Source organism: Polynucleobacter necessarius (assembly GCF_900096765.1).
Classification (GTDB): Bacteria; Pseudomonadota; Gammaproteobacteria; order Burkholderiales; family Burkholderiaceae; genus Polynucleobacter; species Polynucleobacter necessarius_F.
Window position 1 is genome coordinate 97,638 of the sequence record NZ_LT615228.1, and the last position, 21,118, is coordinate 118,755.

Here is a 21,118-nt window from a genome sequence, read left to right on the forward strand (position 1 = left end):
CACTATTTAAGAATTCAAGTTATTTAGAGGGGATAATAGGGGTATGAGTTCAATTAATCGTAATCTGGATCAATTTCCCCATATTCTGGTTCTGGGTATGGGCGGCACTATTGCGGGCTTGGCACCTAACCCTAATGAAAATCCCCTGCAATACGAGGCTGGCCAAGTTGAGGTGAGAGCTTTGTTGGCTCATGTGCAGTCAGCTATTCCTAGTGGAACAGCGCTGGTATCTCGTCAGGTGGCTAATATCAACAGTCGCGATCTTTCTAATGGGGAGTTATCAGAGCTCGGCTGTGTCGTACGTGAGGCCCTTGTAAATCCAATGGTTGCGGGGATAGTGATCACTCACGGCACTGATACGATTGAAGAAACAGGCATTTTTTTACAGCTTACCTGTGGGAATAATGCTCAAAATTTAGGCAAACGAGTGATCTTGACGGGGGCGATGTTCCCTGCGAATGCACCCAAGGCAGATGGCCCATCTAATCTCTTAGATGCGATCCGCTGGGCTTCAACCCCTTTAGATAATTGTCCTGGTGGAATTTACGCTGTCATGGATGGCAGGGCTTGCATGGCGATGGACTTAGCTAAACGCCACGCTAGCGCCCTAAATGCCCCAATTATGGGTTCCCCGAGTAGTTCAGCGGGCTTGATTAACCCATCTTGGCTCTCGGGAGTAAAGGCAGTTGAGGCAGCCTGGACGGAGGATTTACCAATTCCCAAGGAGAATGAGTGGTCTTGGGTGGAGATTTTGACTAGTCACGCTGGCGCTCGATCAGAGATGGTTTCGCATTGGCTCAATTCTGAAGTTTCAGGTTTGATTTTGGCTGGTAGCGGTATGGGTGGATTGCACCAGGAATGGCAAAAACCGCTGATGGAGGCTGCCTATCGAGGTATTGCCTTAGTGAGAACGACGCGCACAGGTGCTGGGGTCACTTTACCCAATATGCCCGATAAAGAGATGCCAGGTTGCCTAGCCTCTGGCACTCTCTCAGCCCCCAGGGCTCGAATTGCTCTTCAACTGGCTCTGAACGCTGAAAAACAGGCCAAGTTGGCTGGTAAATCTCTGACTTGGCAGGATTTTTTTGCTAGAATAGCGGTCTTGCCTGAAATCAGGTGAGCGCTGAAAAGCGGCAGTAAAGCTTTGAAAATAGTGTTTGTTAGTTGTACAGACAATTTGTTACTACCTTGTCACACTGGCGCTGATTTCGCAACCATCAGAAATTAGCAAGACGCCCAGGTGACTTTATCCTTAAGGAGTGTTTGATGCGTCATTATGAAATCGTCTTTATCGTTCATCCGGACCAAAGCGAGCAAGTGCCAGCGATGATCGATCGCTACAAAGCTACGTTAGCAGCTGCGGGCGGCAAAATTCATCGTATTGAAGATTGGGGTCGTCGTCAGATGGCTTACATGATCGACAAGCTTGCAAAAGCCCACTACGTTTGCATGAACATTGAGTGCGACCAAAAAACTTTGGAAGAGCTCGAGCATGCTTTCAAATTTAACGATGCTGTTTTGCGTCACCTCATCATCAAGACTAAGAAGGCTGAAACAGAGCCTTCCATCATGATGAAAGAAGTGCAGCGCGAAGAAGCTCGCAAATCAACCCAAGCCGACGCTCCAGTAGCGGTAGCCTAAGTTAAAAGTTTGAAGAGGAATACACAGACTAGAAAACGTATCAGAGAGGCGGAGCGGCGTTGAATCATTTCACCCTCACTGCAATCTTGGTATCTAAAGACGCAATTCGATTTACACCAGCAGGAATACCGGTGATGCATTGCCAGCTAGAACATAGCGGCCAAGCAAACGAGGTAGGAGTGGCAAGGAAAATTCAGATGAGTGTTGAAGCCATCACAATCGGTCCCATACAAAAGGATCTAGAGCGAATGGACTTAGGGGCCGAGGCGGTGTTCGAAGGATTCTTAGCACCCAAAACTCTACGTAATCAAAGACTTGTTTTCCATATCACCCATATTCAATTGAAAAATTAAAGAGGAAATCATCATGGCGTTTGGAAAGAAACCCGATTTCAAAAAGAAACCAGCTCAGAACCCACTGTTCAAGCGTAAGCGTTATTGCCGTTTCACTGTTGCTGGTGTAGAGCAGATTGATTACAAAGATGTAGACACATTGAAGGACTTCATTGGCGAAAACGCCAAGATCACTCCTGCACGCTTGACAGGCACAAAAGCAAAATATCAGCGTCAGTTAGACACTGCTATTAAGCGTGCTCGTTACTTGGCTTTATTGCCATTCTCCGATCAACATAAGAAATAATTGGGAGCCCTCAATGCAAATCATTCTTTTAGAAAAAGTAACAAACTTGGGCAACCTCGGTGACGTAGTTCGCGTTAAAGACGGTTTCGCTCGTAACTTCTTAATCCCACAACGTAAAGCTCGTCGTGCAACTGAAGCAGCTATTGCTGATTTCGCATTGCGCCGCGCTGAGTTGGAAAAATTGGCTGCCGAGAAATTGGCTGCGGCTGAAGCGGTTGGCGTAAAGCTCAAAGACCTGGTTCTCGAAATCGGTCAAAAAGCTGGTGTTGACGGTCGTTTGTTTGGTTCTGTAACTAACCACGACATCGCTGATGCATTGAAAGCTAAAGGCTTTACGATTGAGAAAGCATCGATTCGTATGCCTACTGGCCCGTTGAAAATGGTTGGTGATCACCCTGTAGCTGTTGCTGTTCATACTGATGTAGTGGTTGATATCACCATTCGTGTGGTTGGCGAGCAAGCGTAATTTTTAAAACAGAGATTTTATAAATCGCTGGCCTCATGGCTGAATCCCGTTCACGTTCCGTTACGCTAAATCCTGGCATGATGGGTTCTGGGGATGCGGTCGTGCAGGCCTTAAAAGTCCCGCCGCATTCTGTAGAAGCCGAGCAGTCATTGCTCGGCGGTCTACTGATCGATAACACCGCCTGGGATCGTTTGGGTGGCGTGTTAAACGAAAAAGATTTCTATCGTCCTGAGCATGCACTGATCTACAAGGTCGTGGCACGCCTTATTAGCGAAAACCAACCAGCAGACGTGATTACTGTTCATGAAGCAGTGAAGACTGAGCAAGGTGGTGACTTGGTTGGTATTGATTACCTCAACTCATTAGCGCAAAGCACTCCGAGTGCTGCAAACATTAAAGGCTATGCCGACATTGTTCGTGACCGTAGCATTTTGCGTCGCTTGATTGAAGTTTCAGACAATATTGTTAATTCCGCATTTGTTCCCGAAGGTCGTTCAGTACGCACTCTTCTCGATGAAGCGGAGTCTCGTATTTTGCAAATAGGTGAAGAGGGTAGCCGCAAAGCCGACTACCTTGAAATCGAGCCTTTGCTAAGAACTGTTGTAGCCCGTATTGATGAACTCTACAACCGTCAAGGCGGTAGCGATATTACGGGTATCGCAACAGGCTTTATTGATTTAGACAAGCAAACGAGTGGCCTACAAAAAGGTGATCTTGTGATTGTTGCCGGCAGGCCCTCAATGGGTAAGGCGCAACCTCTTGACGCCAAGATCAAAACAAAAACTGGCTGGAAGTTGATGGCTGAATTGCAGATCGGTGAGCAGCTTGCGTCTGTTGATGGTCAGCCATCCATGGTTACCGGTATTTATCCGCAAGGCCTCAAGCAAATTTATAGCGTGACCTTCTCTGATGGTCGCAAAGCAGAGTGCTGCGATGAGCATTTATGGCGGGTGATGTACCGTGACTGGGCGGAGCCACGCGTTATTAATACTGCCCGTCTAATGGAAATGTTGCAGTGTGTACGTTATAAAAACAGATTGTGGATCGATCCTGTTTCTGGTGACTTTGGTCACTCGAATGAATTACCAATCCATCCTTGGGTACTTGGTGCATTATTGGGTGATGGAACTTTGGCTCTATCCCATAGCAGTGTGATGTTTTCTACCAAATCACCTGAGCTGATTGAGCGTATGAATGCACTTGCGGGCTATGAGATAGAGTTGGTGCATGCTGGCGTGTATGACTGGCGCTTGGTTTCCAAAGAAAGAATTGCCGTCAACGGTCAAAGAGCAAATATCAGTACCAATTACTTTAGATCTACCTTGGATGAGCTAGGTGTTCTTGGAAGTAGAAGTTATGACAAAGCTATTCCCAGTCTTTATCTCGAAGCTAATAAAGAAGCTCGTTTAGCCCTGTTCCAGGGTTTGATGGATACCGACGGTTGGATTGAAAAATGGGGTTCGATTCGTTTCTGCACTGTAAGTAAGCAGTTAGCAGAAGATGTTGCTGCTTTGGCTAGATCGCTAGGTGGATTTTGCTCAATTGCCACTAAAAAGACTTCATACACCTATCAAGGTGAGAGCAAACAAGGTCGTCTTGCTTACGTACTAAACATGAGTTTTGCTGCGGGCTTTGATGCTTTTACGCTGCCTGAGAAAAAAGAGCGCCTGAGATCTCATTGGGATCGTCAACGACGCCTCACCTTTACAAGTATTGAGCCATCAAGAGTGGCTAATGCTCAATGCATTTCAGTTAGTCACCCACAAAGGACTTACATTACGAATGACTATGTAGTGACTCATAACACGGCATTTGCACTCAACATTGCTGAAAATGTTGCGCTTGCAGAAGGTTTGCCAGTAGTTGTGTTCTCTATGGAGATGTCGGGTGAACAGTTGGCTGCTCGTTTATTGGGTTCAGTAGGGCGCGTAGACCAAGGACGCATGCGTACCGGTAAATTGCAAGATGATGAGTGGCCGCGTGTAACTGACGCAATTGCCCGCTTAAGCAATACGCAAATTTTGATTGATGAGACTGGCTCTTTATCTAGTCTTGAATTGCGCGCTCGCGCACGTCGTATTGCTAGAAACTTTGGCGGTACGCTTGGTTTGGTGGTGATTGACTACTTGCAGTTGATGAGTGGCTCTGGTTCTGAAAATCGTGCAACGGAGATTTCTGAAATATCCCGCTCTCTCAAGTCACTTGCAAAAGAATTGCAGTGCCCAGTCGTTGCACTCTCACAGTTAAATCGTGGTCTTGAGCAACGTCCCAATAAACGCCCAATCATGTCAGACTTACGTGAATCTGGTGCGATTGAGCAAGATGCCGACTTAATTATGTTTATTTATCGGGATGAGGTTTACCATCCTGATACGACAACTGATAAGGGTGTTGCCGAGATTATTATCGGCAAGCAACGTAACGGCCCAATTGGAACTGTGCGCTTAAGCTGGCAGGGCCCATTTACCAAATTTGATAACTTGGCCATGGGATCGATTGGGTATTCCTCTGGTGGTTACGAGCCATTCTGAAGAAGTAAGTCACTGAGTATTGAGAATGGATAAACAAAAAGCCTCGCAATGCGAGGCTTTTTTACAGGGGACAAGAACTTTTTATAAAGTAACTTTTATTTTCCGCTTTCACACTTCTTAATAGAGGCAGCTTTTGCTGCGCCATAGAGGGGCTTACCATCTTTGCTTACCGCCTTTGCTTCGCAGGCTGCTTGATCAGCAAAAGCATATGTTGGAAGCGTAAAACTGAGTGCAATACTTAAAGCGATGATGATTCTTTTCATGACAATCCTTTTTGAGTGAATGTGAAACTTCAGAAGGTTACCCATGGGAACTTTACTAAATATTAAGATGTTTAGAAATATAGGGCAAACTCTATGAGCATAAGAACAAGGGTTTTATTGAGCTATACGACGTGCTTCGGTAAATTTAGCAGCCCAATAAGGCGCCGTAATGTAATCTAAGCGCACAGTGCCGCCAGCGCTTGGAGCATGTACGAACCTTCCTTGTCCCACATAGATGCCTGCATGTGAGTATTTTTCACCGGTGGTGTTAAAAAAAACAAGATCACCTGGCGCGGGTGGTTCATTTTCAACGCTGCGACCTTTATTGCTCATCTGTTGAATGGTTCTGGGGAGCTTGACTCCTGCAGCCTTGTTATAAATATAGACAATTAGCCCGCTACAGTCAAACCCCCCTTTGGGTGTATTCCCTCCATAGCGATAGGGCACGTCCACTAATCCAACCGCTGCGATAGAGATGTCTTCAGTTCCAACACTCGTATCTTGTTTGAATTGGGCAACTCTCGAGGCATTGGATTTGCTGCCCATGATGCTTGTAGTGCTGCACCCCGATAGAGTTAGCAGGGTAGAAATAAAAATGCCGCACCCTATGAGAGTGCGGCATGAGACAGTTTTTTTAAAGTGCGTCGGCAACATGATCCGCAAGACGGGAACGCTCACCGCGCGCAAGGGTGACATGGCCACCATGACGCCAACCTTTGAAGCGATCCACAACATAGGTGAGGCCTGATGATCCCTCAGTTAGATAAGGGGTGTCGATCTGAGCAATATTACCCAAACAAACAATCTTCGTTCCTGGGCCTGCACGAGTAACTAAAGTCTTCATTTGCTTTGGCGTTAAGTTTTGAGCTTCGTCAATGATGACAAATTTACTAACAAATGTTCTGCCACGCATGAAGTTCATGCTCTTGACTTTTATGCGTGAGCGAATCAGCTCTTGAGTGGCAGCGCGACCCCATTCACCGGCATCATCATTGCGTTGAAGTACTTCTAGATTGTCATCAAATGCGCCCATCCAAGGCTGCATCTTTTCTTCTTCGGTCCCTGGTAGGAATCCAATGTCTTCACCAACTGGGACGGTGGCGCGGGTGATGATGATCTCGTTATAGCGCTTGCTATCTAAAACCTGCTCTAGGCCAGCGGCCAGAGCCAGCAAGGTTTTACCAGTACCGGCTTGACCGAGAAGTGTTACAAAATCTACATCTGGGTTCATTAAGAGATTCATGGCAAAGTTTTGCTCGCGATTGCGTGCGGTAACGCCCCAGACATTATTTTTTTGGTGTGAAAAATCACGGAGTGTCTGCAAGAGTGCAGTTCTGCCGTTAATTTCTTTTACGTGGGCATAAAACGGTGTTGAGCCGTCTGGATTTTCTTGATAAACAAACTCGTTCACCAGCATGCTTGGTACTGAAGGTCCAGTTACTCTATAAAACATCGTTCCAGATTTAGAGTCCGACCAGCTTTCCATATCTTTGCCGTGTTTAGGCCAGAAATCTGCCGGTAAAGACATTACTCCGGAATACATTAAGTCGCGATCTTCCAATACTTGATCGTTGAAATAATCTTCGGCGGGTAAACCTAGGGCACGAGCCTTAATGCGCATGTTGATATCTTTTGATACCAACACCACTTTCCTGGCCTTTGCGATTTTTTTGTAATTCGCTAACAACCGCCAGAATCATATTGTCACCCTTACCTTCAGGAAGACCTTCTGGTAAGGCTTGCGTAGATAGCTTTGTCTGAAAATACAGGCGCCCTGAAACATCTTGGTTGCCTAATTTATTCAAGGGAATGCCATCATCTAAAGTACCGCTAGTGCCTGCAATTAACTGGTCTAGGGAGCGGCTAACGGTACGGGCGTTGCGAGCCGACTTCTGTCATGCCTTTCTTTCTTATGGTTATCTAGTTCCTCTAGGGTAGTCATAGGGAGAAATAGGTCGTGCTCAGAAAAGCGGAATAAAGAGCTGGGATCGTGCATGAGAACGTTAGTATCCAAAACAAACAAGCTTGGAGGTCCTGTGCGAACCACGCGTTTTGGTTTTGCTGGCGCAGTGACTTTGACTTCGTTCTTAGCTGGGCTGCGGTCATCCTTAATTTTTTCTAGTGCTACTTCCGCAGCAGATAAATCTTCCTCTACATCATTAGCCCAATCAGAGGCATCCACCACTACTGGCTTTGCTGGAGCAGAACGTTTCTTTAAATCAGGGGTGTCCTTGCGGCTCAGTTTTACTTGATCAGCAATTTGAGTGGGGATCGGGGGCAATGGCATGCAGACTCTCCTAAAAGAAAAAACCGCCAAGCGGAGTGCATTGACGGTTTATTGTGAAACTGGTTGTGAAAACTTCTAAAAAACGGAGGGGGTTATTCCCCGAACCTGATTTGAGTTGCTCAGATTTCTGATTCAAACGGATTGACAGACTTTCCCGTCGTTTACGGTGCATATGAATCACTTTACCCCAAAATTGGGGCTTTGCAAGCACCTCAGATCAAATTGTTGTAAAAATTATTTTGTAGCTTGGGGGCTGCTTGTAATACCTCTGTCACATGACCTGGAACTTTGAGGCCGCGCCACTCTTGTGCCAGCTTTCCATTGGAGTCAAAGAGAAAGGTGCTACGCTCGATTCCGCGAACCTGTTTGCCGTACATATTCTTCATTTTGATTACCCCAAAGAGTTGACAGAGTTTTTCTTCGGTATCAGCAACTAGCTCAAAAGGCAACTGTAATTTGCTACGAAAATTATCATGGGATTTGAGGCTATCTCGAGATACGCCCACTACCAAAGTATTTGCTTTGGTAAATGCTTCAATGTTGTCGCGGAATTCACCAGACTCAGCAGTGCAGCCAGGAGTCATATCTTTTGGATAAAAGTACAGAACCAATTTTTTGCCCATAGCTGATTCTGGGGTGAATGTTAGTCCCGAGGTTGCAGGAATTGCGCAAGGTGGAATGGGTTGTCCGATAGCTACTGTCATGATGGTCCTTTGTAGTTTCTTTGTAGTTTGTCTCTCTAGTTGTTGATATTAGTTATTCTGAATAATCAATTCACCGCTGCGATTGGGTATTTCGCCCCAGGTCAGGGGTAATACAGCTATTTTATCCAGTTGTTTAGTGGCTTCCCAAGATTGGTGCAGCTCACCCATAGTAACTAAATCATGGCCTTGATTTAGCCAGCCAGCCAATAGTTGTTCAAAGGCAGGGAGGAGTTTTTGACCCTCTAACTCTGCATGCAGGGTAAATACTTGGTCATTGGGGTTACTTTGGGTGATTTCCAGAATCTTTTTGATGGCTTCAAATTCATTAGCGCCATCAACTCCGATGAGCTCATCCATGGTCGGCAGGGTAGTAGGATATTGCACATGCTTGGCTTTACCAGAAGGTAGCGCAAGTCGATACGGCATGAGATTAGGTTCTGCTCTGCCATCGGATGAATAGGTAATGCCCCATTGATCTAATTGTTCAAATGCCGCCTCGTTCATTTGCCAACCGGCAGCACCATAAGTGACTGGTGGATGGCCAAAGATCTCTACAAAGCGATCCCAACTTTTTTGCATCATCGCTTTAGTCCAAATGGAATCTTGATTGCGCACTGCATCTTGCCATGCGACGTGATCCCAAGTGTGAATACCTGTTTCATGGCCCGCTTGATCAATGGCGCGCATTTCTGCAGCTGCTTTTTTTCCAATATCAGGACCAGGAAGTAAGACGCCGTACAGCAGGGTTTTGATGCCGTAGTGTTCTACGACCGAAGTACGACCTACTTTTTTTAAAAAGCCAGGGCGAAAGACTCTTTTTAAGGCCCAGCCCGTATGGTCAGGGCCTAGGCTAAATAGGAAAGTGGCCTTTAAGCCAAATCGCTTGAGAGTCTTGGCTAAATTGGGTACACCTTCTTTGGTACCACGTAAGGTGTCAACATCAACTTTGAGAGCGATCTTGGCCATGAGCCCAGTTACTCGTTCTTATTCTGAATCAACTAATGAGCGAGCCTTTTCAACATCCTGGCGATAGGCTTCAAAAATATTCTTTAGCGCATCCGCCATAGTTACTGTTGGTTTCCAACCCAATTCGATCATTGTGTTATCAATCGCAGGAACACGATTTTGCACGTCTTGATAGCCTTCGCCGTAATAAGCGCCTGAGGTAGTTTCAATAATCTTCACATCATTTGCTGTCTTGGCATATTCGGGAATACTGCGCGCAATTTCTAACATCTGATTTGCTAGCTCACGCACAGAGTGATTATTTTTGGGATTGCCGATGTTGTAGATCTTCCCATTGGCAACACCATCTTTGTTATCAATGATGCGCATCAATGCATCAATTCCATCATCAACATAAGTGAAGGCGCGCTTCTGCGCACCACCATCAACTAGATTAATTGGTTCGCCACGAACGATATGACCTAGGAACTGGGTGACTACACGAGAAGAGCCTTCTTTGGGTGTGTAGATGCTGTCTAAGCCTGGGCCAATCCAGTTAAAGGGGCGAAAGAGAGTAAAGCGTAAACCTTCCATGCCATAGCCCCAAATCACACGGTCCATTAACTGCTTGGAGCAAGCATAAATCCAACGTGGTTTATTGATTGGGCCGTAAACCATATTGGATTTAGAAGGGTCAAATTCATTGTCTTCACACATGCCATAGACTTCAGAGGTCGATGGGAATACCAAATGCTTTTTATATTTCACTGCAGAGCGCACAATGGGAAGATTGGCTTCGAAGTCGAGTTCAAAAACTTTTAAGGGCTGCTGTACATAGGTTGCAGGTGTGGCAATAGCGACTAAGGGAAGAATCACATCGCATTTACGAATGTGATATTCAACCCATTCTTTATTGATGGTGATGTCACCTTCAAAGAAGTGCATGCGTGGATGATTGATCAAATCACCTAAGCGATCATTTTGCATATCCATGCCATAGACATCCCAATCGGTTGTCTCCAAAATGCGCTTAGAAAGGTGGTGACCAATAAATCCGTTCACACCAAGAATGAGTACTTTTTTCATCTCTACTGCCTCGTAATTATCTAATTTGTTTGGCTTATTTACTAGCGGGGAACCATTCCAGGATTTCCAGTGCCTGACGGTTTCCACAAATGCCGAATACCTGATTATCAACCACTTGGATGCCTACAGCCCCAAGATCCAGATCGGCTGGAAATGGCCCTTTTAGGCTGGTTTTAGCGACAATCATGGTTTTACCTTGGTGGTTGGTAAAGGCGCCTGGGTAAGGGGGTGCCACAGCTCTGACTAGGTTATGGACCTGTTGGGCGGTTTGCTTCCAGTGAATCTGGCCATCTGCAGGCTTTCTGCCGCCAAAATAACTCCCTTTTTCAAGTTCATTGGCCTTGCGGGGAATCTTACCTTGAATGAGGCTTGGTAATGCTTGTTCCATTACTTCAACGGCCGCTTGAGTAACTTTTTCAAACACATCGGTGGCAGTTTCATCGGGGCCAATCGGAACAGCTGCTTGACCCACGATATCACCGGCATCTGGTTTGACTTCCATGACATGCAAAGTAGCGCCAGTTTCGGACTCACCATGCAAGATTGCCCAATTCACGGGGGCTCGACCTCGATATTTCGGAAGCAAAGAGCCATGCATATTTAATGCTGCAATCCTGGCACATGCCAAAATTTGCGCTGGGATCATGTAACGATAGTAAAAAGAAAAAATGTAGTCAGGGGCTAGGGCTTGCAGCTTCGGAATTAAATCTGGTAGCTCATTTGCAGTTGGCGTGATAAATGAAATCTTTTTGTCGGCGCAGAGTTTAGCCACGCTTCCAAACCAGACATTCTCATTAGGGTCGTCTTGATGGGTTACCACTAAATCAATTTGGATGCCGGCACTAAGAAGTGCATTGAGGCAATTGACACCAACATCGTGATAAGCAAAGACGACCGCGTGCAATTATTTTTTCTCTAAAACAGTTTGCACAACATAGCGAGGACGATTGCGAATTTGCTGATAGATACGTCCAATATATTCGCCCAGAAGACCAAGGCCAAACAGCATGACGCCAATCAGGAAGAAGGTGAGTGCGAAGAGAGTAAACACTCCCTCCACCTCAGCGCCTAGAATAAAACGGCGCACCAGCAAATAGATGAATAGGCTACCCGCAGCCAGCGATAGCAACATGCCTAAGATTGAGAAAATCTGCAGCGGCATGATAGAAAATCCAGTTACCAAATCAAAGTTCAGGCGAATCAGTTGATATAAGCTGTACTTGGATTCACCAGCAAAACGTTCTTCGTGTTTGACAGTGATTTCAATTGGATTTGCAGCAAAGGTATAAGCCAATGCCGGAATGAAAGTATTGTTCTCGTCGCATTGGCGAACCAGGTCGACGAGACGACGACTATAGCCGCGCAACATGCAGCCTTGATCGGTCATCGTGATGCGTGTGATGTTTTCACGCAAACGATTCATGGCACGTGATGCAAATTTTCTGAAAAAGCTATCCTGACGATCAGCGCGAATGGTACCAACGTAGTCATGACCTTTGAGTAATTGTTCGGTCAGCGCATCAATTTCTTCAGGTGGGTTTTGTAAGTCCGCATCCAAAGTGATGATATATTCTCCTTGGGCGTATTCAAAGCCAGCCATGATGGCCATATGCTGTCCAAAGTTACTGTGAAACAAGACAGCACGGGTGACAACAGGACGTAATTCCACTTGTTTGGTCAAAATTCCTGCTGAGCGATCTTTGCTGCCATCATTAACAAAAACAATCTCATAGGTAATCTGGCGTTTTGCAGCCAAAGCATCAAGCGCTGAATAGAGGCGATCGAATAAAGCCTGCAGACCACCTTCCTCGTTGTAAACGGGAATCACAATGCTCAGCTTTGGGTTGGCAACTAAATTGGCAGTCATGCTGTAATTTTGCCTGAATCTGAGGATTTACCCCAAGAATGCTAGTTTTTGTGGTGTTTCTTCAGAATTCTGACAAGTCCACTCGCTATACGGCCAATATCCTCATCCTGCATAGCAGGAAATAAAGGTAGGGTCAGAATTGATCTACCAATGCGCTGCGCAACAGGTGTATCACTGGTTTTATATCCCTGGTTTTTATAAAGGGTAAAGTCGGTGATCGCTGGGTAGTGCACCCCGGTGCCAATGCCAAGGTCTTTTAGTTCGGTCATCACTTGTGCACGATCAACCTGGAGTTGATCTAATGGCAACACCACCTGAAACATATGCCAGTTGCTATCGTTAAAGTTTTCAAGAGGTAGCTCTAGGCGAAGATTTTCTAATCCCGCAGATTTCAATTGAGTGCGAATAGCATCGAAATATTGTCTCGCTAGAGCTGTTCGACGTGTTTGGTATGCAGGCAATTGTTTGAGTTGTTGTAAGCCAATCACCGCGTTGACGTCGGTGAAGTTATCTTTGCCACCCAACACATCCACATCCATCCCGTCCATGCCTTGGCGGGTTAAACCTTGTAAGCGAAATTTCTCAGCTAGCTTCGCTTCCTCAGCATTATTCAACACTAAGCAACCACCTTCGACGGTGGTGAGATTTTTGTTGGCCTGAAAACTAAAACTAACCAAGTCACCAAAGCTACCAATCTTTTTACCTTGCCATTGGGAGCCAAAAGCTTGTGCAGCGTCCTCAATGATGCGCAGCTTGTATTGCTTTGCTAGAGCGTAAAGCTGATCCATATTGACTGGCAGGCCAGCCAAGTACACGGGCATGATGGCGCGTGTATTGGGTGTAATTGCTGCCGCAACTTTATTAAGGTCAATGTTGCGAGTAATGGGATCAATATCCACAAAGACAGGTTTAGCGCCAACGCCTAAGATGACATTGGAAGTAGCTACCCAAGAAATAGGGGTAGTGATGACCTCATCACCTGCGCCAATACCCGCAACTTGCAATGCAATTTTCATGGTGGCAGTCCCATTCGCAAAGCAGCGAACAGGACGACCGCCAAAATATGCACTCAGCGTCGCTTCAAACTCAGCCAGCTTAGGTCCTGAAGTGACCCATCCCGAACGTAATACTTCGGATACCGCATCAATCGTTTCTTGATTGAAGCTTGGACGAGTAAATGGAATAAATTGGGGGTTGGTGTTTGGCATGATTTCTTATATTACCGCCTTAATCACTGAGGGGTGCTTGCGGTGTCAGGATGTTTCACAATGACTCTTCTGGAGTCACGATCCACTTCTTGCATTGGCAGCTTGGCTTCTTGAAGGGCTACATATTGCTCAGGTACCATCATTGCATAAGCGCCTTGATCTTCGTTCCAGCGCTCAATAAAAGCGTTTAGTGTGGGTAACCAGAGATCGGGTTGTTGATCAACGCCAAACCTTAACTCGTCTGGATCTTCCACCATGATCATCGTTCGACCCAGATAAAAGGGCATCGTGTGATCCAGCAAGCGGACAGAATAGAAATTCACGTTTGCTGGGATGTTTGCTTTCACGCGATTGGCTAAATCAACCCCAGATACCGCACGCCCCAAGCTCTCATGACCAGTACCTGCAATGATGGCGCACAGAAAAAATCCGCAAGCAAAACTCGTAATACTTTGAATGCCATTACGTTTGCTTTGCCATACTGCTAATGCGCTAAAACACACCAGCACAGCAAGTGCAGCAATCACCCAATCAGTGTACTGGGCATAAGCCTCGATCTCGTCTGGTCTGGCTTGTTTACCAACATCACCCAAAAAGAAAAAGCCCACCATACCCAATAGAGCAAATCCCATTGTTTGCAGTTTCCAGGGTGTCGCCATGGAATTATTTAGGCCTAACAATTGGTCTAAGCGTGCTCCGATAAGCAGCGCTAGCGCTGGAAAAATGGGAATGATGTAGCCCGGCAGTTTCGAGTGTGAAAGACTAAAAAAAGCAAAGATCACAACGAACCAACAGAGTAATAGCCAGTGGCTAGAGAAGCCAGGCTTGCGATTCTCAAACGTGTTTTTGATTGCACCTGGGACTTGCAATACCCAGGGCAATATTCCAATGATGAGCAATGGTACAAAGTAATAGATCGGGCCAGTTCTACTATGAGCGTCTTGTGTAAAACGCTGAAGATGTTCGTGGATGAAAAAGAACTCCAGGAACACTGGATTACGCTGAGCAACCAAGACAAACCAAGGTGCTGTAATGATTAAGAAAATGAACGTACCGCTGATGATGTGCAAGCGAGTCCAAATTTTCCAGTCCCATCTACTGATCGAGTAAGCAATTAAAACCATTGCTGGAATAGCTGCGCCAATGACCCCTTTTGATAAGGTGGCCAAGCCCATGCAGGCCCAGCAAAGCCACATCCAGAGGCGAGTGCCGCTACTTTGGGTGGAGGTTTGTGCAACGAGGAGGCTACATAGTGCTGCGACTAAAAATGCAGACAAGCCCATGTCTAAAGAATTGACATGTCCACTAATAATCCACATGGGGCTAGAGGCTAGAACAACTGCCGCTAACCAACCTGCTCTTGCGTTAAATATCTTGGCCCCAGTAAATCCAACGGCCAAAATAGTCAGAAAGCCTGTAAGTGCGGTCCAAAGTCTTGCTTGCCACTCACCGATTCCGAAGGCTTGAAAAGCTGCTGCAGTTGCCCAAATTTGTAGTGGTGGTTTTTCAAAATACTGATAGCCGTTGTAGTGAGGTGTAATCCAATCACCCGTAACCAGCATTTCTCTGGCCATCTCCGCGTAGCGCCCCTCGTCCGAAGGAATGAGGTGACGGTAATTGAGTGTGCCGAACCAGAGCAAGCCATAAATGAGTGCCAGCAGCAAAATCTTGCCTGGGTGCAGGGCGGATGATTGTCGGATTTGGCCAAACTGCATTAAGTGGGCTCCACGATGAGAGCCAAGAGGACTTGACGTCCTTCGCCAACCAAAATGTTGTAGGTTCTGCAGGCAGCCTGAGAATCCATGATTTCAAAGCCAATTTTGGCCTCAATGAGGGCTTTTAAGAGCTCTGGCCTAGGAAAGCGTTGACGACTTCCGGTGCCAATGAGGATGAGTTCAGGCTTGAGATCAACCATTTGAGCGAAATGGGATAGCTCTAGATCCTCAAACGACTTCACTGGCCACTTAGAAATAGCTCCATCAGAGCTCAGCAGGACGGCGTGGGCATATGGGTTCTGGTTGATTTCCACATAGCCATCCCCGTAGCCAGTGATCGTATTGGCTCCAGAATGGGGGTCAGATTGAAGCTTCAAGTGGACTCTCTGTCATAATTATGTGGATTATAGCTAGCTGTTTTTTCCAAGATTTCAAGAACTTATCCTTTAATTTATTGTGAAACCCATCCTCAAGTCCCAAAAACTCAATGACGTTTGTTACGACATTCGTGGGCCAGTGCTCGAGTTAGCTCAGCGCATGGAGGAAGAAGGTCACAAAATCATTAAATTAAACATCGGAAACGTCGAGGTCTTCGGATTTGATCCGCCTGAAGAAATTCAGTTGGACATGATCCGTAATATTTAAGCAATGCTTCCGCTTATTCTGATTCCAAGGGCATTTTTTCTGCTCGTAAAGCCATCATGCAGTACTGCCAAGAAAAAGGCATTCAAGGTGTAACTCTAAATGATGTGTACACCGGAAACGGTGTATCGGAATTGATCGTGCTTTCGATGAATGCATTGCTCAATGACGGTGATGAAGTATTGGTTCCAACACCAGACTATCCTTTGTGGACAGCTGCAGTCAGTTTATCTAGCGGTACACCAGTGCACTATCTTTGTGATGAATCTAAAGATTGGGCGCCAGATCTCAATGATCTTCGTAAAAAAAATTACACCACGCACAAAAGCGATTGTGGTGATTAATCCAAACAATCCTACTGGTGCGATCTATTCCAAAGAGGTGTTGTTGGAGTTGACGCAGATTGCGCGCGAACATGGATTGATATTGTTTGCTGATGAGATTTACGACAAGATGTTGTACGACGGTGAAAAACATATTTCTCTAGCGTCTCTCTCTAATGATGTCGTCATTATTACCTTCAATGGCCTGTCAAAAAATTACCGCTCATGCGGCTACCGGGCAGGCTGGATGGTGGTTTCGGGCGATAAGGAGATGGTGCGTGACTATATTGAAGGCCTCAATATGTTGGCCTCAATGCGCTTATGCGCCAACGTGCCAGGACAGTATGCAATTCAGACTGCTTTAGGTGGTTATCAAAGCATTAATGATTTAGTTGGTGAAGGTGGCCGCTTAGCAAAACAGCGAGAGCTTGCTTGGAAATTGATTACTGATATTCCTGGTGTGACTTGTGTCAAACCCAAATCAGCTTTGTATCTTTTTCCAAGATTAGATCCTGAAGTCTATCCAATTGAAGATGATCAGCAATTTGTTGCAGATCTCTTAAAAGAAGAAAAAGTATTGCTAGTGCAGGGTTCTGGTTTTAATTGGGGTAAACCTGATCATTTCCGTGTAGTGTTCTTGCCTCATGAAGATGTGCTCAGGGAGGCCATTGGCCGTCTCGCACGTTTCCTTGAGCGTTATCGCAATAAGCATGGCCGAAAGGCTTCCTCAACTGCAGCAAAGGCATCATGAAACCGATTCAAGTTGGTCTATTAGGTATTGGCACCGTTGGTGGTGGCGTATTCACTGTTCTCGAGCGCAACCAAGATGAAATTACTCGTCGTGCTGGTCGTGGTATCCGAATTAATACGGTTGCCGATCTGAATGTGGATCGCGCTAAGGAATTGGTCAAAGATCGTGCGCAAATTGTTAGCGATGCACGCGCTGTGATTGGCAATCCAGAGATTGATATCGTGGTTGAGCTCATTGGTGGCTACGGCATTGCTAAAGATTTGGTATTGGAGGCCATTGCAGCAGGTAAACATGTGGTTACTGCTAATAAGGCCTTAATTGCTGTACACGGCAACGAAATCTTTAAGGCTGCGCATGCTAAAGGCGTCATGGTTGCTTTTGAGGCCGCAGTTGCTGGCGGAATTCCAATCATTAAGGCATTACGCGAAGGCTTGACTGCCAATCGTATTGAATGGATTGCCGGCATTATCAATGGCACAACCAACTTTATTCTGTCGGAGATGCGTGACAAGGGCTTGGACTTTGAAACCGTTTTGAAAGAAGCGCAGCGCTTAGGTTACGCAGAAGCAGATCCTACCTTTGATATTGAAGGTGTTGATGCGGCGCATAAAGCAACCATCATGAGTGCGATTGCGTTTGGTATTCCGATGCAATTTGAAAAAGCACACGTTGAAGGTATTACCAAGCTGGCTGCAATCGATATTCGTTATGCAGAGCAGTTGGGCTATCGCATCAAGTTACTTGGTATCGCCAAGAAAACGCCAACTGGGGTTGAGCTTCGTGTGCATCCGACTTTAATTCCTTCTAAGCGTTTGATTGCTAATGTTGAAGGCGCGATGAATGCAGTACAAGTTTTTGGTGATGCAGTTGGTAAAACCCTCTACTACGGCAAGGGTGCTGGCGCTGAGCCAACAGCCTCCGCTGTGATCGCAGACTTGGTGGATATCACTCGCCTATTGAGTGCCGATGCTGAGCATCGCGTACCGTATTTGGCTTTCCAGCCTGACGCTGTTCACGATACGCCAGTATTGCCGATCGGTGAAATTACCACCAGCTACTATTTGCGTATGCGCGTTGCAGATCAAGCTGGCGTGTTAGCTGACATTACTAGGATCTTGGCATCTCACGGTGTATCAATCGATGCACTCTTGCAAAAAGAGGCTGACGAGGGCGAAAGTCAAACCGATTTGGTTGCTTTAACACACGAGACCGAAGAGAAGAATATGCTAGCTGCAATCAAAGAGATTCAGAATCTTAAAACCGTTGCTGGTGAAGTAGTCAAGATCCGCTTAGAAAACCTGTCTTAATTTTATCGATGCGTTACCAATCAACTCGCGGCAATAGCCCACAACAATCTTTCTTGGAAATTCTTTTGGGTGGATTGGCCCCGGATGGCGGCTTATACTTGCCAACGCACTATCCTCAAGTGAGTGCAGCGCAACTAGACTCTTGGCGTGGCTTGTCTTATGCAGACTTGGCTTATGAAGTATTGAATTTGTATTGTGACGATATTCCCGAGGCAGATTTGCGGGCGCTCTTACGTAAGACCTATACCGAGCAAGTCTATTGCAATGGGCGCCCACAAGATAACGCTAAAGACATCACTCCATTGCATTGGCTCGGTGAAGAGCAGGGCACACGTATTGGTTTGTTAAGCCTTTCAAATGGCCCAACATTGGCTTTTAAGGATATGGCCATGCAATTGCTGGGTAATCTGTTTGAATACGCCCTCAAGCGTGCAGGTCAAAAACTGAATATATTGGGCGCGACTTCTGGTGATACTGGTAGCGCTGCAGAATATGCGATGCGCGGCAAAGAGGGTGTGAAGGTATTTATGCTTTCGCCACGTGGCAAGATGAGTGCTTTTCAATCTGCGCAGATGTACTCTTTGCAAGACCCCAATATTTTTAACTTGGCGGTAGCTGGCGTCTTTGATGATTGCCAAGATATTGTGAAGGCAGTGAGTAATGATCACGCCTTTAAAGCCCAAAATCAAATTGGCACAGTGAACTCGATTAACTGGGGTCGCGTAGTTGCCCAGGTGGTGTACTATTTCCAAGGTTACTTATTGGCAACAAAATCAAGTAATGAAAAAGTGTCTTTCACGGTACCATCTGGTAACTTCGGTAACGTTTGCGCTGGCCATATTGCTCGCATGATGGGTTTGCCTATTGCACGCCTGATTGTTGCTACGAATGAAAACGATGTGCTGGATGAATTCTTCCGCACAGGCGTATATCGTGCTCGTAAGTCTGCTGAGACTTTGCATACCTCTAGTCCTTCTATGGATATCTCCAAGACAAGTAACTTTGAGCGTTTTGTATTTGATTTTATGGGTCAGGATGGCAAAGCCACAGCTGAAATGTTCAAGCAAGTAGATCAAGCTGGTGGCTTTGATATCTCTCAAGAGGCTGTATTTAAAGAATTGGGTAAGTATGGCTTCCAATCGGGTCGCAGCACTCATGCTAATCGCCTAGATACTATTCGTGATATTGATAGCAAGTATGGCGTGATGATTGATACTCATACTGCCGATGGTGTGAAAGTAGCTCGCGAACACTTACAAGCTGGCATTCCGATGTTGGTATTAGAAACTGCGCTGCCAATTAAGTTTGAGGAAACCATTCAGGAAGCTTTAGGGCGTCCTGCTGAATGCCCTCCAGCATTTAAAGACATTAAATCCAAGCCACAACGTGTAGAAAATATTGACGCTGATGTAAATCAAGTGAAGACATTTATTACTGCACACCTTAACTAATCCTAGTAGCAATTACTCGCTAACACAAAGCGCTATGACTAAGCCACCGATGTTGACCACACAGCAGGCCTTGGATCATTTGCTGGGTCACGCTCTGCCCGTGAATGAGAGTGAGAAAGTCACTATGCAAGAAGCTCTCGGTCGGGTTCTTGCGCAAAGCGTAAATAGTTTGGTTGATGTCCCTCCGCTGGACAACACCTCGATGGATGGTTACGCGGTACGTACAGCCGATACGCAAACTCCCGGAAGTGTACTGAGGATTGCTCAACGTATTCCAGCTGGTTCGGTAGGCACTACATTGGAGCCAGGAACTGCCGCCAGAATATTTACCGGTGCCCCTATTCCTCCAGGTGCTGATGCGGTTGTCATGCAAGAAGACTGCTCAATCCCTGAAGGTAGTGTTGATCAAGTGCAGGTCAATATCGCGCCCTCTCAGGGGCAGTGGATTCGTCGCAAGGGTGAGGATCTAAATGCTAATAAACCTGCGCTATTAGCGGGTGCATTTTTGCGCCCGCAAGAGCTAGGCGTTGCCGCTTCAGCGGGATTGACGCATTTACAAGTTAAACGCCGCGTGAAGGTTGCCGCATTTTTTACCGGCGATGAACTTGCTCTGCCGGGAGAGCCACTAAAACCAGGCGGTATCTACAACTCCAATCGCGATACTTTATTGGCATGTCTGCGATCCTTGGGTTGTGATGCTACCGATTTAGGTATTGTTCCCGATCGTCTTGATGCAACAAGACAGGCACTGCGCAAAGCCAGCAAAGATCATGACTTGATTATTACCTCTGGTGGAGTTTCGGTTGGAGAAGAAGATCACATTAAACCCGCGGTGACTGCCGAAGGAAGGCTGGATTTATGGCAGATCGCTATTAAGCCGGGTAAGCCTTTAGCATTTGGTGCGGTTCGTAAGTCCGAAAGCCCCGCCGATGGTGAGGCCTGGTTCATTGGTTTGCCTGGCAACCCTGCCTCTAGTTTTGTTACTTTCTTGTTATTTGTGCGTCCATTTATTCTCAAGCTGCAGGGTCGCGAAGAAAAGTTGCTGCAGTCTTATTGGATGCGTGCAGATTTTGATTGGTTAAAAGCGGATCGTCGTAATGAATTTTTACGCGTCAAGATGAACGCGCAGGGCGGCTTAGATTTGTTTCCCAATCAAAGCTCTGGCGTGTTAACTAGCGCTTCTTGGGGTGATGGTTTGGTAGATTGTCCACCAAATCAACCTATCAAAGCAGGTGACTTAGTGAAATATATCCCTTTTGATGCATTGCTCAAATAATCGGTTTACGATTGAT

Annotated in this window: 21 protein-coding genes and 2 pseudogenes; 10 read left to right on the plus strand and 13 right to left on the minus strand. The window is 46.2% G+C overall.

The genetic code is table 11. The annotated features are described in order from the left end of the window. Positions 1–43: 43 nt before the first annotated feature. From DXE33_RS00565 to dnaB, 6 genes are all read left to right on the plus strand, one after another. Positions 44–1,120 (plus strand): asparaginase, encoded by a 1,077-nt coding sequence (locus tag DXE33_RS00565; RefSeq protein WP_114638185.1) that lies wholly within the window; start codon positions 44–46, stop codon positions 1,118–1,120. Positions 1,121–1,266: 146 nt separating this feature from the next. After that, entirely contained in the window at positions 1,267–1,641 is a 375-nt protein-coding gene (gene rpsF / locus DXE33_RS00570; protein ID WP_114638186.1) for a 30S ribosomal protein S6, read from the plus strand. Positions 1,642–1,700: 59 nt separating this feature from the next. Next, the gene (priB, locus tag DXE33_RS00575) at positions 1,701–1,994 is read left to right on the plus strand and encodes a primosomal replication protein N (protein WP_114638187.1); all 294 of its coding nucleotides are present in this window, start codon (positions 1,701–1,703) and stop codon (positions 1,992–1,994) included. Positions 1,995–2,007: 13 nt separating this feature from the next. Continuing rightward, positions 2,008–2,280: a 30S ribosomal protein S18 gene (gene rpsR, locus DXE33_RS00580; RefSeq protein ID WP_011902267.1), complete on the plus strand. Its 273-nt coding sequence runs from the start codon at positions 2,008–2,010 to the stop codon at positions 2,278–2,280. Positions 2,281–2,293: 13 nt separating this feature from the next. Then, complete coding sequence (rplI, locus tag DXE33_RS00585) at positions 2,294–2,746, plus strand: 50S ribosomal protein L9 (protein ID WP_114638188.1); 453 nt, start codon at positions 2,294–2,296, stop codon at positions 2,744–2,746. Between the two features lie 80 nt (positions 2,747–2,826). Then, positions 2,827–5,277 (plus strand): replicative DNA helicase, encoded by a 2,451-nt coding sequence (gene dnaB, locus DXE33_RS00590; protein WP_331851811.1) that lies wholly within the window; start codon positions 2,827–2,829, stop codon positions 5,275–5,277. 95 nt (positions 5,278–5,372) lie between these two features. On the opposite strand, the gene DXE33_RS09650 is transcribed toward dnaB, so the two are convergent. The 13 genes and pseudogenes from DXE33_RS09650 to DXE33_RS00640 all read right to left on the minus strand — a co-directional run bounded on the left by DXE33_RS09650 (position 5,373) and on the right by DXE33_RS00640 (position 15,729). Next, positions 5,373–5,540 carry a hypothetical protein gene (locus DXE33_RS09650; protein ID WP_174222274.1) on the minus strand — a complete coding sequence of 56 codons (168 nt, stop codon included), beginning with the start codon at positions 5,538–5,540 and terminating at the stop codon, positions 5,373–5,375. 120 nt (positions 5,541–5,660) lie between these two features. Then, a pseudogene (locus DXE33_RS00595) lies at positions 5,661–6,086 on the minus strand (C40 family peptidase); the annotation flags it as partial. An 88-nt stretch (positions 6,087–6,174) separates the two neighbouring features. Further along, complete coding sequence (locus DXE33_RS10610) at positions 6,175–7,188, minus strand: PhoH family protein (protein WP_408634161.1); 1,014 nt, start codon at positions 7,186–7,188, stop codon at positions 6,175–6,177. Next, positions 7,151–7,345 carry a hypothetical protein gene (locus DXE33_RS10615; protein WP_408634162.1) on the minus strand — a complete coding sequence of 65 codons (195 nt, stop codon included), beginning with the start codon at positions 7,343–7,345 and terminating at the stop codon, positions 7,151–7,153. Before DXE33_RS10615 ends, DXE33_RS10610 begins: the two co-directional genes overlap by 38 nt. Before the next feature lie 47 nt (positions 7,346–7,392). Continuing rightward, complete coding sequence (locus DXE33_RS10620; protein WP_408634163.1) at positions 7,393–7,827, minus strand: PIN domain-containing protein; 435 nt, start codon at positions 7,825–7,827, stop codon at positions 7,393–7,395. A 212-nt stretch (positions 7,828–8,039) separates the two neighbouring features. Then, a complete protein-coding gene (locus DXE33_RS00605) occupies positions 8,040–8,531 on the minus strand; it encodes a peroxiredoxin (RefSeq protein WP_114638191.1) in 492 nt (163 codons plus the stop codon). A 48-nt stretch (positions 8,532–8,579) separates the two neighbouring features. Continuing rightward, positions 8,580–9,497 carry a polysaccharide deacetylase family protein gene (locus DXE33_RS00610; protein ID WP_114638192.1) on the minus strand — a complete coding sequence of 306 codons (918 nt, stop codon included), beginning with the start codon at positions 9,495–9,497 and terminating at the stop codon, positions 8,580–8,582. 18 nt (positions 9,498–9,515) lie between these two features. Continuing rightward, a complete protein-coding gene (locus DXE33_RS00615) occupies positions 9,516–10,562 on the minus strand; it encodes a bifunctional UDP-4-keto-pentose/UDP-xylose synthase (RefSeq protein WP_114638193.1) in 1,047 nt (348 codons plus the stop codon). Positions 10,563–10,596: 34 nt separating this feature from the next. Continuing rightward, positions 10,597–11,466, minus strand: a complete 870-nt coding sequence (locus DXE33_RS00620; RefSeq protein ID WP_114638194.1) for a formyltransferase — start codon at positions 11,464–11,466, stop codon at positions 10,597–10,599. Further along, the gene (locus DXE33_RS00625; RefSeq protein ID WP_114638195.1) at positions 11,467–12,429 is read right to left on the minus strand and encodes a glycosyltransferase; all 963 of its coding nucleotides are present in this window, start codon (positions 12,427–12,429) and stop codon (positions 11,467–11,469) included. It lies immediately after the preceding gene. 41 nt (positions 12,430–12,470) lie between these two features. Continuing rightward, positions 12,471–13,637 carry a DegT/DnrJ/EryC1/StrS family aminotransferase gene (locus DXE33_RS00630; RefSeq protein ID WP_114638196.1) on the minus strand — a complete coding sequence of 389 codons (1,167 nt, stop codon included), beginning with the start codon at positions 13,635–13,637 and terminating at the stop codon, positions 12,471–12,473. Between the two features lie 23 nt (positions 13,638–13,660). Further along, positions 13,661–15,352, minus strand: coding sequence for an ArnT family glycosyltransferase (locus DXE33_RS00635; RefSeq protein WP_114638197.1), 1,692 nt, complete (start codon positions 15,350–15,352; stop codon positions 13,661–13,663). Further along, positions 15,352–15,729 (minus strand): Mth938-like domain-containing protein, encoded by a 378-nt coding sequence (locus DXE33_RS00640; protein WP_114638198.1) that lies wholly within the window; start codon positions 15,727–15,729, stop codon positions 15,352–15,354. Before DXE33_RS00640 ends, DXE33_RS00635 begins: the two co-directional genes overlap by 1 nt. A gap of 79 nt (positions 15,730–15,808) precedes the next feature. Between DXE33_RS00640 and DXE33_RS00645 the strand changes: the two are divergent. The 4 genes and pseudogenes from DXE33_RS00645 to DXE33_RS00660 all read left to right on the plus strand — a co-directional run bounded on the left by DXE33_RS00645 (position 15,809) and on the right by DXE33_RS00660 (position 21,102). Beyond that, positions 15,809–17,068: pseudogene (locus tag DXE33_RS00645) on the plus strand (pyridoxal phosphate-dependent aminotransferase). After that, positions 17,065–18,375 (plus strand): homoserine dehydrogenase, encoded by a 1,311-nt coding sequence (locus tag DXE33_RS00650; protein ID WP_114638199.1) that lies wholly within the window; start codon positions 17,065–17,067, stop codon positions 18,373–18,375. The pseudogene DXE33_RS00645 and the gene DXE33_RS00650 overlap by 4 nt, the downstream one beginning before the upstream one ends. Positions 18,376–18,383: 8 nt before the next feature. Continuing rightward, positions 18,384–19,826 carry a threonine synthase gene (gene thrC, locus DXE33_RS00655; protein WP_114638200.1) on the plus strand — a complete coding sequence of 481 codons (1,443 nt, stop codon included), beginning with the start codon at positions 18,384–18,386 and terminating at the stop codon, positions 19,824–19,826. A 49-nt stretch (positions 19,827–19,875) separates the two neighbouring features. Continuing rightward, positions 19,876–21,102 (plus strand): molybdopterin molybdotransferase MoeA, encoded by a 1,227-nt coding sequence (locus tag DXE33_RS00660; RefSeq protein WP_114639671.1) that lies wholly within the window; start codon positions 19,876–19,878, stop codon positions 21,100–21,102. Positions 21,103–21,118: the final 16 nt, after the last annotated feature.

Excerpts from the sequence above, each read along its gene's own strand:
- DXE33_RS00565 (WP_114638185.1), top strand. The coding sequence starts at position 44 with ATGAGTTCAATTAATCGTAATCTGGATCAATTTCCCCATATTCTGGTT.
- rpsF (WP_114638186.1), top strand. The coding sequence starts at position 1,267 with ATGCGTCATTATGAAATCGTCTTTATCGTTCATCCGGACCAAAGCGAG.
- rpsR (WP_011902267.1), top strand. The coding sequence starts at position 2,008 with ATGGCGTTTGGAAAGAAACCCGATTTCAAAAAGAAACCAGCTCAGAAC.
- rplI (WP_114638188.1), top strand. The coding sequence starts at position 2,294 with ATGCAAATCATTCTTTTAGAAAAAGTAACAAACTTGGGCAACCTCGGT.
- dnaB (WP_331851811.1), top strand. The coding sequence starts at position 2,827 with ATGGGTTCTGGGGATGCGGTCGTGCAGGCCTTAAAAGTCCCGCCGCAT.
- DXE33_RS09650 (WP_174222274.1), bottom strand. The coding sequence starts at position 5,540 with ATGAAAAGAATCATCATCGCTTTAAGTATTGCACTCAGTTTTACGCTT.
- DXE33_RS10620 (WP_408634163.1), bottom strand. The coding sequence starts at position 7,827 with ATGCCATTGCCCCCGATCCCCACTCAAATTGCTGATCAAGTAAAACTG.
- DXE33_RS00605 (WP_114638191.1), bottom strand. The coding sequence starts at position 8,531 with ATGACAGTAGCTATCGGACAACCCATTCCACCTTGCGCAATTCCTGCA.
- DXE33_RS00610 (WP_114638192.1), bottom strand. The coding sequence starts at position 9,497 with ATGGCCAAGATCGCTCTCAAAGTTGATGTTGACACCTTACGTGGTACC.
- DXE33_RS00615 (WP_114638193.1), bottom strand. The coding sequence starts at position 10,562 with ATGAAAAAAGTACTCATTCTTGGTGTGAACGGATTTATTGGTCACCAC.
- DXE33_RS00625 (WP_114638195.1), bottom strand. The coding sequence starts at position 12,429 with ATGACTGCCAATTTAGTTGCCAACCCAAAGCTGAGCATTGTGATTCCC.
- DXE33_RS00630 (WP_114638196.1), bottom strand. The coding sequence starts at position 13,637 with ATGCCAAACACCAACCCCCAATTTATTCCATTTACTCGTCCAAGCTTC.
- DXE33_RS00635 (WP_114638197.1), bottom strand. The coding sequence starts at position 15,352 with ATGCAGTTTGGCCAAATCCGACAATCATCCGCCCTGCACCCAGGCAAG.
- DXE33_RS00650 (WP_114638199.1), top strand. The coding sequence starts at position 17,065 with ATGAAACCGATTCAAGTTGGTCTATTAGGTATTGGCACCGTTGGTGGT.
- thrC (WP_114638200.1), top strand. The coding sequence starts at position 18,384 with ATGCGTTACCAATCAACTCGCGGCAATAGCCCACAACAATCTTTCTTG.
- DXE33_RS00660 (WP_114639671.1), top strand. The coding sequence starts at position 19,876 with ATGTTGACCACACAGCAGGCCTTGGATCATTTGCTGGGTCACGCTCTG.